Origin of the sequence: Pseudomonas sp. FP215 (assembly GCF_030687795.1) — a bacterium.
Taxonomy (GTDB): Bacteria; Pseudomonadota; Gammaproteobacteria; order Pseudomonadales; family Pseudomonadaceae; genus Aquipseudomonas; species Aquipseudomonas salmasensis.
In genome coordinates this window covers 295,119-309,718 of sequence record NZ_CP117447.1, presented here as the reverse complement: position 1 = coordinate 309,718, position 14,600 = coordinate 295,119, and the positions used below count along the sequence as shown (strand labels likewise).

At 62.3% G+C, this 14,600-nt stretch carries 13 protein-coding genes; 11 read left to right on the top strand and 2 right to left on the bottom strand.

Going from position 1 to position 14,600, the window contains the following annotated elements; genetic code table 11:
- Positions 1-118 precede the first annotated feature (118 nt).
- The 10 genes from tcyJ to PSH76_RS01255 all read left to right on the top strand — a co-directional run bounded on the left by tcyJ (position 119) and on the right by PSH76_RS01255 (position 10,206).
- Positions 119-913 carry a cystine ABC transporter substrate-binding protein gene (tcyJ, locus tag PSH76_RS01300; RefSeq protein ID WP_305493495.1) on the top strand — a complete coding sequence of 265 codons (795 nt, stop codon included), beginning with the start codon at positions 119-121 and terminating at the stop codon, positions 911-913.
- Positions 913-1,578, top strand: coding sequence for a cystine ABC transporter permease (tcyL, locus tag PSH76_RS01295; protein ID WP_003187646.1), 666 nt, complete (start codon positions 913-915; stop codon positions 1,576-1,578). Before tcyJ ends, tcyL begins: the two co-directional genes overlap by 1 nt.
- A gap of 3 nt (positions 1,579-1,581) precedes the next feature.
- Entirely contained in the window at positions 1,582-2,328 is a 747-nt protein-coding gene (gene tcyN, locus PSH76_RS01290) for an L-cystine ABC transporter ATP-binding protein TcyN (protein WP_014716461.1), read from the top strand.
- 370 nt (positions 2,329-2,698) lie between these two features.
- The gene (locus PSH76_RS01285) at positions 2,699-3,487 is read left to right on the top strand and encodes a hypothetical protein (protein ID WP_305493494.1); all 789 of its coding nucleotides are present in this window, start codon (positions 2,699-2,701) and stop codon (positions 3,485-3,487) included.
- A gap of 185 nt (positions 3,488-3,672) precedes the next feature.
- Positions 3,673-4,914 (top strand): SfnB family sulfur acquisition oxidoreductase, encoded by a 1,242-nt coding sequence (locus tag PSH76_RS01280; RefSeq protein ID WP_305493493.1) that lies wholly within the window; start codon positions 3,673-3,675, stop codon positions 4,912-4,914.
- Positions 4,915-4,953: 39 nt separating this feature from the next.
- Positions 4,954-6,147: an SfnB family sulfur acquisition oxidoreductase gene (locus PSH76_RS01275; RefSeq protein WP_305493492.1), complete on the top strand. Its 1,194-nt coding sequence runs from the start codon at positions 4,954-4,956 to the stop codon at positions 6,145-6,147.
- Positions 6,147-7,505, top strand: a complete 1,359-nt coding sequence (locus PSH76_RS01270) for an LLM class flavin-dependent oxidoreductase (protein ID WP_098949842.1) — start codon at positions 6,147-6,149, stop codon at positions 7,503-7,505. Before PSH76_RS01275 ends, PSH76_RS01270 begins: the two co-directional genes overlap by 1 nt.
- A 139-nt stretch (positions 7,506-7,644) precedes the next feature.
- Positions 7,645-8,460 (top strand): MetQ/NlpA family ABC transporter substrate-binding protein, encoded by an 816-nt coding sequence (locus tag PSH76_RS01265; protein ID WP_305493491.1) that lies wholly within the window; start codon positions 7,645-7,647, stop codon positions 8,458-8,460.
- The gene (locus tag PSH76_RS01260) at positions 8,457-9,572 is read left to right on the top strand and encodes a methionine ABC transporter ATP-binding protein (RefSeq protein ID WP_305493490.1); all 1,116 of its coding nucleotides are present in this window, start codon (positions 8,457-8,459) and stop codon (positions 9,570-9,572) included. Before PSH76_RS01265 ends, PSH76_RS01260 begins: the two co-directional genes overlap by 4 nt.
- Positions 9,562-10,206, top strand: coding sequence for a methionine ABC transporter permease (locus PSH76_RS01255; RefSeq protein WP_044270445.1), 645 nt, complete (start codon positions 9,562-9,564; stop codon positions 10,204-10,206). Before PSH76_RS01260 ends, PSH76_RS01255 begins: the two co-directional genes overlap by 11 nt.
- Positions 10,207-10,208: 2 nt before the next feature.
- On the opposite strand, the gene PSH76_RS01250 is transcribed toward PSH76_RS01255, so the two are convergent.
- On the bottom strand, positions 10,209-11,312 hold the full coding sequence (locus tag PSH76_RS01250) for a hypothetical protein (RefSeq protein WP_305493489.1): 1,104 nt from the start codon (positions 11,310-11,312) through the stop codon (positions 10,209-10,211).
- Between the two features lie 176 nt (positions 11,313-11,488).
- On the opposite strand from PSH76_RS01250, the gene PSH76_RS01245 reads away from it, so the two are divergent.
- Positions 11,489-12,115: a bifunctional 2-polyprenyl-6-hydroxyphenol methylase/3-demethylubiquinol 3-O-methyltransferase UbiG gene (locus tag PSH76_RS01245; RefSeq protein WP_138761773.1), complete on the top strand. Its 627-nt coding sequence runs from the start codon at positions 11,489-11,491 to the stop codon at positions 12,113-12,115.
- A gap of 103 nt (positions 12,116-12,218) precedes the next feature.
- Here the strand turns inward: PSH76_RS01245 and PSH76_RS01240 are convergent, their stop codons facing one another.
- On the bottom strand, positions 12,219-14,411 hold the full coding sequence (locus PSH76_RS01240; RefSeq protein ID WP_305493488.1) for a glycoside hydrolase: 2,193 nt from the start codon (positions 14,409-14,411) through the stop codon (positions 12,219-12,221).
- Positions 14,412-14,600 lie beyond the last annotated feature (189 nt).

The window sequence follows — 14,600 nt, the reverse complement described above, 5'->3', positions numbered from 1 at the left end:
AAGACTTAAAAACCCACCTTATCATCGCGCCGAAGGCGAAGACGCGCTTCGCACTTTAGGGCAGGATACGACTACCGCGTCACCTGCTTCGCTCACCATAAAAACACAGGGGCTCTCCATGACTATTTCTGCATTTCGTCGCACGCTGCTGGTTGGCACTTTGGGCCTGGCGCTTGGCGCTGGCTGGCTGGGCCAGGCGGTTGCCGGCGAGCAGTTGAACACCATCAAGAAGGCCGGCGAGATCAAGATCGGCCTGGAAGGCACCTACCCGCCGTTCAGCTTTGTCGATGAGAGCGGCAAGCTCAGCGGTTTCGAAGTGGAACTGTCCGAGGCGCTGGCCAAGGAGCTGGGCGTCAAGGTCAAGCTGCAAGCCACGCCATGGGACGGCATCCTCGCCGCGCTGGAATCCAAGCGCCTGGACGCCGTGGTCAACCAAGTGACCATCTCCGAAGAGCGCAAGAAAAAGTACGATTTCTCCAAGCCTTACACCGTGTCCGGCATCCAGGCGCTGGTGCTGAAAAAGAACGTCGACTCGATCAAGAAAGCCGACGACCTGGCCGGCAAGAAAGTCGGTGTAGGCCTGGGCACCAACTACGAACAATGGCTCAAGGACAACCAACCTAAAGCCATTATCAAGACCTACAACGACGACCCGACCAAGTTCCAGGACCTGCGCATCGGCCGTATCGATGCCATCCTGATCGACCGTCTGGCCGCCTTGGAATACGCCAAGAAAGCCCCCGACACCGCCGCTGCCGGCGACGCCTTCTCCCGTCAGGAATCCGGTGTCGCCCTGCGCAAAGGCGAGCCCGAGCTGCTCGACGCGGTGAACAAGGCTCTGGACAAACTGCGCGCCGACGGCACCTTGAAAAAGCTGTCCGAGAAGTACTTCAACGCTGACGTCACGCAATAATGGAAGCAGGTTTCCAACTCGCGCTGGACTCCGCGCCCTTTCTGCTCAAGGGCGCGTACTACACGGTAATCCTCAGCCTGGGCGGGATGTTTTTCGGCCTGCTGCTGGGCTTCGGCCTGGCCTTGATGCGCCTGTCGCGCTTCAAGCTCCTGAGCTGGACCGCCCGGGTCTACGTATCATTTTTTCGCGGCACGCCGTTGCTGGTGCAGCTGTTTTTGATCTACTACGGCTTGCCGCAAGTGGGCATCGAGCTGGACCCTATCCCGGCCGCCATGATCGGCTTTTCGCTGAACATGGCCGCCTATGCCTGTGAAATCCTGCGGGCCGCCATCGCCTCCATCGAGCGTGGCCAGTGGGAAGCCGCTGCCAGTATCGGTATGACCCGTGCGCAGACGTTGCGCCGGGCCATCCTGCCCCAGGCGATGCGCACGGCGTTGCCACCTTTGGGCAACAGCTTTATTTCTCTGGTCAAGGACACGGCGCTGGCCGCCACCATCCAGGTGCCCGAGCTGTTTCGCCAGGCCCAACTGGTGTCGGCACGTACCTTCGAAATCTTCACCATGTATCTGTCCGCAGCCCTGATCTACTGGATCCTGGCGAGCATCCTGGCGCATCTGCAAAATCGTCTGGAAGACCGGGTCAACCGGCATGACCTGGAGTCTTGAAGCATGATCGTGGTTGAAAAACTGACCAAACAATTCAACGGTCAGGTGGTGCTCAACGGCATCGACCTAGAGGTCAAGGAAGGCGAAGTGGTCGCCATCATCGGCCCCAGCGGTTCGGGCAAGACCACCTTCCTGCGCTGCCTGAACTTCCTCGAAGAACCCACCAGCGGCCGTATCAAGGTGGGTGACATCGAGATCGACAGCAGCAGGCCGCTCAACCAGCAACAGGGCCTGGTGCGGCGCCTGCGCCAGCATGTGGGCTTTGTGTTCCAGAACTTCAACCTGTTCCCCCACCGCACCGCGCTGGAAAACGTCATCGAAGGCCCGATCGTGGTCAAGAAGATGCCGCGGGAAGCGGCCGCAGAACTGGGGCGCAAGCTGTTGGCCAGGGTGGGCCTGGCGGGCAAGGAAGCGTCCTACCCAAGGCGGTTGTCCGGCGGCCAGCAACAGCGTGTGGCGATTGCCCGCGCCTTGGCCATGGAGCCGGAGGTGATTCTGTTTGACGAACCCACCTCGGCCCTCGACCCGGAACTGGTGGGCGAAGTATTGGCCACCATTCGCAGCCTGGCCGAAGAAAACCGCACCATGGTCATCGTCACCCACGAGATGAGCTTTGCCCGTGACGTGGCCAATCGGGTGATTTTTTTCGACAAGGGTGTGATCGTCGAACAGGGCGAAGCCAAGGCGCTGTTTGCCAACCCCAGGGAAGAACGCACCAAGCAGTTCCTGAGCAAATTCCTCGCCCACTGACACCTCCCACTGTAGGAGCGAGCTTGCTCGCGAAGAACGTAAACGATAACGCGGTGAATCAGGTTGACCGAGTTGCCTGGGCGTTCTTCGCGAGCAAGCTCGCTCCTACAACGGGTTGCAGGTTGAGCGTGTAAAAGCCCCCCTCGCCAGCGCCTTATAATCCCCCCCCCCGTCAGACCCTTCTGAATCTCTCCAAACCCGCCGTTTAGCCCTTTGCCTCCATTGACGCTCCTTGGCCAACCCTCTTATCTAGCGCCTTGAGGATTGGATCCTATCCCGGCTACTGACTGAATCGTGTCTTTCGACCCCCTTGCGCCTGTGCGTCGAGGTTTCGGAACGATTGCTGCTGGCTGCATCAAGGAGATTACTTATGACACACACTCAAACCCCGGCCACGCTCCGTGCCCCAAGGCTGCCCCAGGCTATTGGAAACGGCATCAGCGCTCTGGCCTCCGCCCACTTGCAGGTCGATATTTCACCCTACCCGAGCATGGAAGAGGGCGACCTGATTGAACTGTTCTGGAACAACTGCTTTGCTGCCTCGCGCAAGGTGACGGCATGCAAGATCGGCACGTATACCCACCTGTGCGTACCGGAGAGCTTTGTGCAGGATGGCCCGGCACGCGTCCATTACCAGGTCTTGCAGATCGGCCATGGCCCGATGCGCTCGGCGGTGACCCTGGTGCGGGTCAAGACCAACTACCCCGGCGGTCAGCCTTTGCCGCGCCTGAACCCTGAAAGCGGCGACGAAAACCAGAACCTGGCGCCCGTGAACCTGCCCGAGACGATCCGCCGCCATGGCGTCAACAGCAGCCAGGTAAGGCGCGGCATTCCACTGACCATCGAGCCTTACCTGAACATGAGCACGGGCGATGCCATCACCTTGCGCTGGGGCGATGTACGCCTGGACCTGCCCCGCATCCAGGCCCAGGGCGTCGGCCGGGCGGTGCAGGTGTGGGTGCCGCCCCACGTGATTATCGAAGCCGGCGACGACTGCCGGCTGGAGGTCACCTACTGCATTCTCGACCGCGTGGGTAACAACTCCCGCTGGGCGCCCGCCCGTACACTGCGCATCGCCGCCTGCACACCGCCCTGCCCAGCCTCGTCCGCGCCGGGCTATCAACCGCGTCGCTTCGGCTCACCCTGTGAACCGGGGTGACAGCCCTTCTATGCATATTCCTAAAAGTTAGTTTATTTAAATAATTAACACGCTTAGGGTATATGCACCGGACCACCGGACATTCCTGATTTTTCTGTTTATTTCATTGAATGCGAGGTCGGTATGGTCAGAATTACCCCGGTGCACAACGCCAGGGCATTGCGTGCAGCCAAGGAGCGGCGCTGATGTCTAACTTGGCTCTAACATCCCCCCAGAGTGATCTGGACGTAGCCCCCCTGCTGTTGCCCGCCACGGTGCTGCGCAACGACGCCCAGGCGCTGAGCGCCGCCCACGAACTGGCCCAGGCTGCGCGCGCGCAGGCCGCCCAGCGCGACCAGCAACGCAAACTGCCCTGGGCGCAGCTCGAACAGTTCACCCGCAGCGGCTTGGGCAGTATTTCCATTCCCCGCGAATACGGCGGGCCCCAGGTGTCGTTTGTGACCCTGGCCGAAGTCTTCGCGATCATCAGCGCGGCCGACCCAGCCCTCGGGCAGATCCCGCAAAACCATTTCGGCATCCTGCATGTGTTGCAGGGCACCGCCACCGAGCGCCAGAAAAAGCAGCTGTTCCAGAGCGTGCTCGACGGCTGGCGCATCGGCAACGGCGGCCCCGAACGCGGCACCAAAAACACCCTGGAGCTCAAGGCGCGCCTCACGGCCGAAGGCGACGGGTTCGTGGTCAGCGGGCAAAAGTTCTACTCCACTGGAGCCTTGTTTGCCCACTGGGTGGCAATCAAGGCCCTGAACGATGACGGCAAGCAGGTCATGGCCTTTGTGCGTCGCGGCAGCGAAGGACTGCGCATCGTTGATGACTGGTCCGGCTTTGGCCAACGCACCACCGCCAGCGGCACCGTCTTGCTTGACCGCGTGGCCGTGGAGCCGGAACTGGTCATCGACAACTGGCGCCTGGGCGAAACCCCGAATATCCAGGGGGCGGTGTCGCAGTTGATTCAGGCCGCCATCGACGCCGGCATCGCCCGCGGCGCCCTCGACGATGCCATTGCTTTCGTGCGTGAACGTTCACGCCCGTGGATCGACGCCAAGGTCGAGCGAGCCAGCGACGACCTGTATGTGATCGCCGATATCGGCAAGTTGAAGATCGAACTGCACGCCGCCGAAGCCCTGCTGCGCAAGGCGGGCCAGGTGCTGGACCAGGTCAGCGCCGCGCCGATTACCGCGCAGTCCGCCGCCTACGCCTCGATTGCCGTGGCCGAGGCCAAGGTGCTGACCACCGAAGTGGCGCTGCAGGTCACCGAGAAGCTCTTCGAACTGGCCGGCAGCCGCGCCACCCTGGCCGAATTCAACCTTGACCGTCACTGGCGCAACGCCCGGGTGCACACCCTGCACGACCCGGTGCGCTGGAAGTACCACGCCATCGGCGCCTATCGACTCAACGGCACCTTGCCGGCTCGTCATTCCTGGATTTAACCAACCAGAACACTTTTCCACGAGCTTCTGGAGAAACTCATGACCCTTTCTCACCCCGTCGCGGTCATCACCAGCGACGAACAAGCGCTTATTGTCGCCAGCGACCTCGCTGAAGACCTGCGCCGCGACAGCGCCCTACGCGACCGCGAACGCCGCCTGCCATTGCCCGAGCTGGACGTGTTTTCCCGCTCTGGCCTGTGGGGCATCAGCGTGCCCAAGGCCTACGGCGGCGCGGGCGTGTCCAACGTCACCCTGGCCAAGGTCATCGCACTGATCGCCCAGGCTGATGGCTCGTTGGGCCAGATTCCGCAAAACCATTTTTACGCCCTCGAAGTACTGCGGGTGAACGGCAGCCCCGAACAGCAGCAACGCCTGTACGCCGAGGTATTGGCCGGCCAACGCTTTGGCAACGCCTTGGCGGAACTGGGCACCAAGACCGCCCACGACCGCATCACCAGCCTCACCCGCGACGGCGATGGTTTTCGCATCAGCGGGCGCAAGTTCTACGCCACCGGGGCGATCTACGCCCAGCGCATCCCCACCTCGGTGGTGGATGCAAACGGCGTGCAGCAACTGGCCTTCGTGCCGCGTGACAGCGCGGGCCTGACGGTGATCGACGACTGGAGCGGCTTCGGCCAGCGCACCACCGGCAGCGGCTCGGTGGTGTTCGATAACGTGTGGGTCGCAGCGCAAGACGTGGTGCCGTTCCAGAGCGCCTTCGAACGCCCGACCACCGTTGGCCCGCTGGCGCAGATCCTCCATGCGGCCATCGACACCGGCATCGCCCGTGCGGCCTTTGAGGACGCCTTGCATTTTGTGCGCACCAAGACCCGCCCGTGGATCGACGCCGGCAACGACAAGGCCACCGAAGACCCGCTGACACTCAAGAGCTTCGGCCACTTGAGCAGCCGCCTGCACGCCGCCGAGGCCTTGCTGGAGCGCGCGGGTGAATTCCTCGACCGCGCCCAGGCCGACAGCAATGCCCACACGGTTGCAGCAGCCTCCATCGCCGACGCCGAAGTGCGCGCCCTGAGCACCGAGATCTCCCTGGCGGCCGGCAGCACCCTGTTCGAACTGGCCGGCAGCCAGGCGACCCTGGCCGAACACGGCCTGGACCGCCACTGGCGCAACGCCCGGGTGCACACCCTGCACGACCCGGTCCGCTGGAAATACCATGCGGTCGGCAACTACTACCTCAACGATGAAAACCCGCCGCTGCGGGGGACCATCTGATGAGCAAAAAAAAGATCCTGCTCAATGCCTTCAACATGAACTGCATCGGGCACATCAACCACGGTTTGTGGACCCACCCACGGGACACGTCCACCCACTACAACACCCTCGAATACTGGACTGAACTGGCGCAAATCCTGGAGCGCGGGCTGTTCGACGGTTTGTTTATCGCCGATATCGTCGGTGTGTATGACGTGTACCAGGACGCCATCGACGTGCCGCTCAAGGAGTCGATCCAGTTACCGGTCAACGACCCTCTGCTGCTGGTGTCGGCCATGGCCGCTGTCACCCAGCACCTGGGCTTCGGCCTTACCGCCAACCTCACCTATGAGGCGCCGTACCTGTTCGCCCGGCGCATGTCGACGCTGGATCATCTGAGCCGTGGCCGAGTGGGTTGGAACATTGTCACCGGCTACCTCGACAGCGCCGCCAAGGCCATGGGCCTCACCGAACAGGTCGAGCATGACCGGCGCTACGACCAGGCCGATGAATACCTGCAGGTGTTGTACAAGCTCTGGGAAGGCAGTTGGGAAGACGACGCAGTGCGCAACGATCGCCAGGCGCGGGTGTATGCGCAACCGGGCAAGGTGCACAAGGTTGCGCACCACGGCGAGTTTTATCAGGTGGAGGGTTACCACCTGTGCGAGCCCTCACCTCAGCGTACGCCAGTGCTGTTTCAGGCCGGCAGTTCCGAGCGTGGCTTGCTGTTCGCCGGGCGGCATGCCGAGTGCGTGTTTATCAGCGGGCAGAACAAACCCGCGACCAAGCGCCAGGTGGACAAGGTGCGCGCCAGCGCGGTGGAGGCTGGGCGCAACCCGGATGACATCAAGGTGTTCATGGGCCTTAACGTGATCGTGGGCGCCACCGAAGAGCTGGCGTGGGCCAAGCACGCCGAGTACCTCAGCTACGCCAGCGCGGAAGCCGGCGTGGCGCATTTCTCGGCCTCGACCGGGATTGATTTTGCCCAATACGGGCTGGACGAACCCATCCAGTACGTCAAGAGCAACGCGATCCAGTCCGCCACCCAGAACCTGCAGAACAACGACTGGACCCGGCGCAAATTGCTCGACCAGCACGCCTTGGGCGGGCGCTATATCACCTTGGTGGGCTCGCCTGAACAGGTGGCCGATGAGCTGGAATCCTGGATCAGCGAAACCGGGCTGGATGGTTTCAACCTGACGCGCATTGTGACGCCGGAGAGCTATGTGGATTTCATTGAGCTGGTGATACCGGAGTTACAACGACGGGGCTCGTACAAGACCGAATATGCGCCGGGAACGCTGCGGGAAAAAGTCTTCCACGACACGGCCCGCTTACCCAAGCAACACACCGGCTCTACCTACCGCCACATTGTTTGATCGTTCCCACGCTCCGCGTGGGGAATGCCTCTTGGACGCTCTGCGTTCGCTTTTGGGACGCGGAGCGTCCCTGACTGCATTACCACGCGGAGCGTGGGAACGATCTCGCTACCTAAGACCTTATGACTGGAAAACCACTATGAAAAAGACATTGCTCAACAACCCAGTCAAAGCACTGGCCCTGGCCCTTGGCTTATTCAGCTCGGCGGTATTTGCCGCCGACGCCCCGCTGAAAATCGGCACCACCGCCGCCTTCGCCATTCCGCTGGAAGCCGCCGTAGAAGAAGCCGGCAAGCAGGGCCTGAAGGTCGAACTGGTGGAGTTCACCGACTGGATCGCGCCCAACGTCAGCCTCGCCGCTGGCGATATCGACGTGAACTACTTCCAGCACATCCCCTTCCTGGAAAACGCCAAGGCCGCCGCCGGGTTTGACCTGGTGCCGTACGCGCCGGGCATCATCAACAACGTCGGGCTGTATTCGAAAAAGTACAAAAACTTCAACGAGCTGCCCGCAGGCGCCAGCGTGGCGATTGCCAACGACCCGATCAACAGCGGTCGCGGCCTGCAACTGCTGGCCAAGGCCGGGCTGATCACCCTCAAGCCGGGCGTGGGCTACAAGGCCACCGAAGAAGACATCATCGCCAACCCGAAAAACATCAAGATCCTGCAAGTGGAAGCCGTGCAACTGGTGCGCGCCTATGACGACGCCGATCTGGTGCAGGGCTACCCGGCGTATATCCGCCTGTCCAAGACCTTCGATGCCGAGTCGGCGCTGTTGTTCGACGGCCTCGACCACCCGGAATACGTAATTCAGTTCGTGATCCAGCCCAAGAGCAAAACCGACCCACGGGTGATCAAGTTCGTCGATATCTACCAGCACTCGCCGGTGGTGCGCGCTGCCCTGGACAAGTCCCTGGGTAAGCTCTACCAGGTCGGCTGGGAAGCTAAACCATGAGTGCCGCCAACGCCCGCTTGCGCGACCTGGAGCACGCGCCCAGCCACGCCGAACACACTGAACTGCACCCGGACTTGAACCGCGCCCATGTGCGGTTCATCAACCTGGGCAAAACCTATGACGGCACGGTGCATGCGCTGCAAGGCATTGACCTGGCGATCCAGCGTGGCGAAGTGTTCGGCATCATCGGCCGCAGCGGCGCCGGCAAGTCGTCGCTGATCCGCACCATCAATCGCCTGGAGCAACCCAGCAGCGGACGGGTGCTGATCGACCAGGTAGACATCGGCGGCTTCGATGAAGACCACCTGGTGGCGCTGCGCCGACGCATCGGCATGATCTTCCAGCACTTCAACCTGATGTCGGCCAAGACCGTGTGGCAGAACGTCGAGTTGCCGCTCAAGGTCGCCGGTGTGCCCCAGGCGCAACGCGCGCGAAAGGTGCATGAACTACTGGAGCTGGTAGGCCTGCAAGACAAACACAAGGCGTACCCGGCGCAGTTGTCCGGCGGGCAGAAACAACGCGTCGGCATCGCCCGCGCATTGGTGCACGACCCCGAGATTCTGCTGTGCGACGAAGCCACCTCGGCCCTCGACCCGGAAACCACCCAGTCGATCCTCGGCCTGCTGCGCGAGATCAACCAGCGCCTGGGCCTGACTATCGTGCTGATTACCCATGAAATGGCGGTGATCCGCGACATCTGCGACCGCGTGGTGGTGCTGGAACACGGGCGTATCGTCGAGCAAGGCCCGGTGTGGCAGGTGTTTGGCGATCCGCAACATGAGGTCAGCAAGACCCTGCTCGCCCCCCTGCAACACGGCTTGCCGCCAGAGTTGCAAAGCCGCCTGCAACCCTCGCCCGCCTCAGCCGACGCCGCACTGGTGCTGCGCTTGCAGTTCACCGGCAGCGACAGCCTGGAGCCAGACCTCGCGGCGCTGTTCAGCGCCCTCGGTGGCCGCGTGCGCTTGCTACAGGGCGGCGTAGAACGCATCCAGGGGCATGCCTTGGGGCAATTGCTGCTGGCGGTGAATGGGTCGCCACACAACGGCGAAGAACTGCGCAAACGCGCGGCCAATTGGGCACAACAGGTGGAGGTGCTGGGTTATGTGGTTTGATCGGTTAGTGCAGGGCGCCATCGACACCTTGTTGATGGTGGGAGTGTCGTCGCTGATCGCGCTGCTGGTGGGCATCCCACTGGCGGTGTTCCTGGTCACCAGTGACAAGGGCGGCATCTACCAGGCACCGGCCCTTAACCGCGTGCTGGGCGCGTTCGTGAACCTGTTCCGCTCCATTCCGTTCCTGATCCTGATGGTGGCGCTGATCCCGTTCACGCGCCTGATCGTCGGCACCACCTATGGCGTCTGGGCGGCAGTGGTACCGCTGACCATCGCCGCCACGCCGTTCTTTGCACGCATCGCTGAAGTGAGCCTGCGCGAGGTCGACCATGGCCTGATCGAAGCCGCGCAGGCCATGGGTTGCCGTCGCTGGCACATCATCTGGCATGTACTGTTGCCAGAGGCGCTGCCCGGCATCGTCGGCGGCTTCACCATCACCCTGGTGACCATGATCAACTCATCGGCCATGGCCGGGGCGATTGGAGCCGGTGGCCTGGGCGATATTGCCTACCGCTACGGCTACCAGCGCTTCGATACACAGATCATGCTCACGGTGATCGTGCTGCTGGTGGCGCTGGTGGCGGTGATCCAACTAAGCGGGGACCGCTTGGCGCGGGTATTGAACAAGCGCTGACGTCACGGGCACTCGTCCAGTTGGGCAACGCTGGCGCGGGGCACGAAGGTGATGGTTTTTTCCTTGGCTTGCCAGGGCCGCACGATGTAGCTGCCGTCCGAGTCGGCCATCACCCGCAGTTTCACGCTGCGCTTGGGGTTGTCGGCGTCTACCAGCACGCCGGGGACCTTGGCCTCTGCCGCCCAGGTCATCAACGTACAAACACGCCCTCCCGAGGCGGAGCCTTGCAACGGCAGGCCGCCCAACTTGGCCCCGCTCGCCGGGATCAGCCCGAGTAAAACGATGAGGGCAAAGGCCACCAGTGAGGCGAACGCCACCGGGTTTTTCTGAACGCGCATGCGCACCACCAGGCACGCGGCGCTCCCCTGAATCAGGAACAGCACAGCCATTTCGGCGGCCATGAACGGCGCAAAGAACACGGCGCTGTCGGAGTACTCGCTGAAAGCGCGGGAGACCGGCACCGTCACCATCAGAATGACCACCATTTGAACCACCCCGGCGCCGGCGCTGGCCAGCCAGAACTCGCCGGACAACTCACGCAGGGCAACATCGGCGGGCCGGGCGCGAATGATGATGCCGACATAGGCCACTACCGCCGCCATGATCGCCACGATCCAACTGAGCGTCAGCAACAGCCCACTTTCGGCGTTCACGGACAGGTACACGGCGGACATCCAGAACACAAACATCACCAACAGGCTGGCCGCCCAATGCCCCAGTAACCGCCGGTGCTGGGCCGTCTCTTGCGGCGACTGCGGGCTGAGATTGAGTTGATCACTCAGGCGCACACCCGTGCCGTTCAGACGCGTGAACAAGATGAACGTGGGCACCAGGATCGACGCGCCCATCATGCCGATCACAAACACCAACATGGCGAACATCGCCGGCAATGCGGTGAACGCCGATGCCGACAAGATGCTCAGCGGCACCTTTTCCATCTGGATGTACTGGTACAGGTACAGGCCTGCCACCGAGAGAATCCCCACCGTCAGCGGCCAGGCACGCTCATTGAGCCAGAGCAAGCCATTGCTCAATCTCGTGGCGTATTGGTCGACCTTGTTCGGCGCGGTGTCGTTGCCAACGGGTGAACGTTTTTCCTCTTCCATGGATGTATAACCCTCTGCAAATGAGGGCCGAATCTTACCCACAATTTCCCGTGGCGGTCTGTCGGATGCGCACACTGCGAACGCCGTGAAGCGCCCTACAGCGGATACACGGTTTTCAACTCAAGAGTGGGCCGGGGTATAGTCCCGCTACCTCAGCCGCAGCCGTGCGCCATGCCATGAAACTTGCTCCCGACGACCTCAATCAGATCACCGCCACCACCCTGGGCCATTACAACAAGGTGGCCGAAGACTTCCGTGAAGGTACCCGCGATCACGATGTGAGCCAGAACATCGACGCGCTGCTGCGGCATATCCAGGGCACGCCGCCGTTTACCGTGCTGGATTTCGGCTGTGGGCCGGGGCGGGATTTGCAGACGTTTACGCGCATGGGGCATATCGCCGTGGGCCTGGATGGCTCCGAGCGTTTTGCGCAGATGGCCCGCGAAGACAGCGGCTGTGAAGTGTTGCAGCAGGACTTTCTCAAGCTGGACCTGCCCGCCGAACGCTTCGATGGAGTGTTTGCCAATGCGGTGCTGTTTCATATTCCCAAGCAGGAACTGCCGCGCGTGCTCAAAGAGCTGCACGGCGCGTTGAAACCTGGAGGCGTGCTGTTCAGCTCCAACCCTCGAGGCGAGAACCAAGAGGGCTGGAATGGGCCGCGGTATGGGTCTTATCACGACCTGCAGGCGTGGCAGGCCTTGCTGACTGCGGCTGGGTTTGAAGAGCTGGAGCATTACTACCGGCCGGCCGGGTTGCCGCGGGAACAGCAGCCTTGGTTGGCGAGTGTGTGGCGTAAAGTTTAGTGCTGTGTTGTTCGGGCTGACGCCTTCGCGAGCAAGCCCGCTCCCACATTTTGGAATGCGATCCCCTGTGGGAGCGGGCTTGCTCGCGAAGACCGCACAGACGCTACCGATTCACCTGATACACCACCGGCTCCTCCCCCTCCACAAGCACAGTCACACTGCGCCCGGCATACCCCTGTTTTTCCACCGCCGAGAAATTCGCCACCAGCCGCGTCCCATCGGCGAAGGTGGTTTGCTGCAGCTGTTTGTCCACCGTCAGCCAACGGAAACCAGTCATTTCCTGGGTCGCCAAGCGCTGGTGCAACGGCCGGAAAAAACGGTCCTGGCGCTGAATAATCGGCAACCGCGCCTTGAGCGTCGCCGCACTGAGGTGGTACAGCGGCGGCACGTTGTACAGCAGTTGGGTCAGTTCATTGTCGCCCTGCACATTGCTCAGCTTGAGGCTGTCGAACAGCCAATGATGGGTCGTGATCACCGAGCCATGGAACACCGCCTGGTATAACGGCAGGCGCATCGTCGGCTCGAAATACACCGTGCGAAACGGCTCCTTCAACGGCACTGATTTGAAGAACACCGCCGGTTGCTCGGTTGGGTACCAGTTGCCGACGAAGTACGGCGACTGCGGGTCCTGGGTCATCTCGCGGTCGCCCCAACCGATCACCGGGGTCTGCATGCCGTGGGCGAACAGGATGCCCTGGGCGGTGATGGCGTTGCCGTCTTCGGAGCCTGTGACCAGCTTAGGCACGGTGTTGATCCAGCGAGAGGCGTCGATATTGCCTTCGGCGTTCTGCGCCTGGGTCATGCTGGCGTCGCTGCGGTAGCTGTCGAACAGCATGCTGGTGGCGTAGGCATCGAGAAACCAGGCATTGAAGCCAGCCTTGGCGTGTACCGCATTCACCCGCGCCTCCAGCAGCGGCCGCACACAACGCGGGTCGGTGTAATGGCCGGACTTCTGGAAGCCGGTTTTCAGCTTGCCGTCTTTCAGCACGATCGCGCAGTCACGATAGGCCCTGGCGCCCAGGTGGGCGGTGGTCCAATCGGGGTTTTCGGTGGCGGACAGGGCCGTTTCATAGGAGTCGTAAGGCGCCATCAGAAAGCCGGCTTCCACCCCGGCGCGAATCGCCTCGGGATGCCACAGGCCCCCCTCCCAACCTTCGCCCAAGGTCAGCAGCAGACGCTGCAGCCCAGCGTCGCGCAGGGTTTGAATGGCGCTACTGCCCCAGGTTTGCGGGCTGTCACTCAAGGCCCCCGCAAAGTCGACGGCCAGTTCACTGCGCAGCTCGCCATAACGAGCGGCAAGGCGGGTCATGTCCGGATCTTCGACTTGCCAGGCCTGCCGGGCCTTGGTGTTGATCGCCGCGTTGAGGCCGCGCAGCAGCACGGTTTGCTCATAGAGATTCAATGCAGTGGGCTTCGCCAGCAGCTGTGCGCTCTCTTTGTCCATCAGCGTCTTGAGTTCATGGCTGCGCAGCCGTTTGATCAATGTTGGCCAATCACGCACATCGCTCAAAGCCAGCAGGCCGTTGTCCCAGAGGTACACATGGCTGGCGCCCAGCAGCTTCTGGGCTTCGGGTGTTTGCCGCAGTTTGTCCGCCAACGGCTCATAGCGACCCTGCTCCACCAGCCACTGCCGGTAGCGCTTGGCGCCGGCCAACGGGTCGGCATCGCCCAGGTACAGGCGCAGCGTCATCGGCGCGTCAGGCGCCAGCGAGGTGAATTCATGGGACGCAGAGAGGGCCAGGCCGTTGCCGTCGACTTGCCATTGCAGGCGGTTGTTGTAGGGGTTGGTCAATAACCAGTTCAAGGTGAAGCCAGCGTGATCCACGCCCCACAGCGGCAGGCTCAGGTCCTGGGTGGTATTGAGCTCATCGCGCTCCAGCAGAAACGCCTTCCAGAGGGCATTGCCGGCAGGCACGTAATGCCCCTCGGCCAAGGGCCAGATCAACCCTCGCCCCATGGCCTCGGCGGGCTGGCGCAGCAGGGCCAACTCACCGGGCTCGCGGGCGTTGATGGTCAGGGCCAGGTCGCGCTGGGCCAGGCGGGCGCTCAGGCGATAGGCGCCGTTGTCCCATTGCCAAGTGGCCTGGTCGGGGGTGTTCTGCAATTGGCTGACGGCATGCGCCGCCACACCGCTGGAGGCCTGCACCGAGGCCTGGCCTGCGGGTGTCACGCGCAGCGCCAGGGTGGCGGGGTCGAGCTCGACGCGCCATAAGGCGTTTTCCAGTACGGTGGCGGCGAAGGCAGGCGGTGCAAGGAGCAACGCGCAAAACAGCAAGGTGAAACGCAGGCACTGCATGAGGATCGACCTGGGTTTGGAATGAACACCAGAGGGTACAACATGCAAGGGTCAGCCAGGGCGACGTCGGGATTTTTCAGAAGCTTCACACAGCCTCAGTCAGTTAAGGCTCTTTTGTAGGAGCGAGCTTGCTCGCGAAAAACTCACAGGCGCCGCGTTTACTCAGGAAGCACGCGTTATCGTTGACGT

Excerpts from the sequence above, each read along its gene's own strand:
- PSH76_RS01260 (WP_305493490.1), top strand. The coding sequence starts at position 8,457 with ATGAGTGCCGCCAACGCCCGCTTGCGCGACCTGGAGCACGCGCCCAGC.
- PSH76_RS01250 (WP_305493489.1), bottom strand. The coding sequence starts at position 11,312 with ATGGAAGAGGAAAAACGTTCACCCGTTGGCAACGACACCGCGCCGAAC.
- tcyN (WP_014716461.1), top strand. The coding sequence starts at position 1,582 with ATGATCGTGGTTGAAAAACTGACCAAACAATTCAACGGTCAGGTGGTG.
- PSH76_RS01245 (WP_138761773.1), top strand. The coding sequence starts at position 11,489 with ATGAAACTTGCTCCCGACGACCTCAATCAGATCACCGCCACCACCCTG.
- PSH76_RS01275 (WP_305493492.1), top strand. The coding sequence starts at position 4,954 with ATGACCCTTTCTCACCCCGTCGCGGTCATCACCAGCGACGAACAAGCG.
- PSH76_RS01280 (WP_305493493.1), top strand. The coding sequence starts at position 3,673 with ATGTCTAACTTGGCTCTAACATCCCCCCAGAGTGATCTGGACGTAGCC.
- PSH76_RS01270 (WP_098949842.1), top strand. The coding sequence starts at position 6,147 with ATGAGCAAAAAAAAGATCCTGCTCAATGCCTTCAACATGAACTGCATC.
- PSH76_RS01265 (WP_305493491.1), top strand. The coding sequence starts at position 7,645 with ATGAAAAAGACATTGCTCAACAACCCAGTCAAAGCACTGGCCCTGGCC.
- PSH76_RS01255 (WP_044270445.1), top strand. The coding sequence starts at position 9,562 with ATGTGGTTTGATCGGTTAGTGCAGGGCGCCATCGACACCTTGTTGATG.
- tcyJ (WP_305493495.1), top strand. The coding sequence starts at position 119 with ATGACTATTTCTGCATTTCGTCGCACGCTGCTGGTTGGCACTTTGGGC.
- tcyL (WP_003187646.1), top strand. The coding sequence starts at position 913 with ATGGAAGCAGGTTTCCAACTCGCGCTGGACTCCGCGCCCTTTCTGCTC.
- PSH76_RS01240 (WP_305493488.1), bottom strand. The coding sequence starts at position 14,411 with ATGCAGTGCCTGCGTTTCACCTTGCTGTTTTGCGCGTTGCTCCTTGCA.
- PSH76_RS01285 (WP_305493494.1), top strand. The coding sequence starts at position 2,699 with ATGACACACACTCAAACCCCGGCCACGCTCCGTGCCCCAAGGCTGCCC.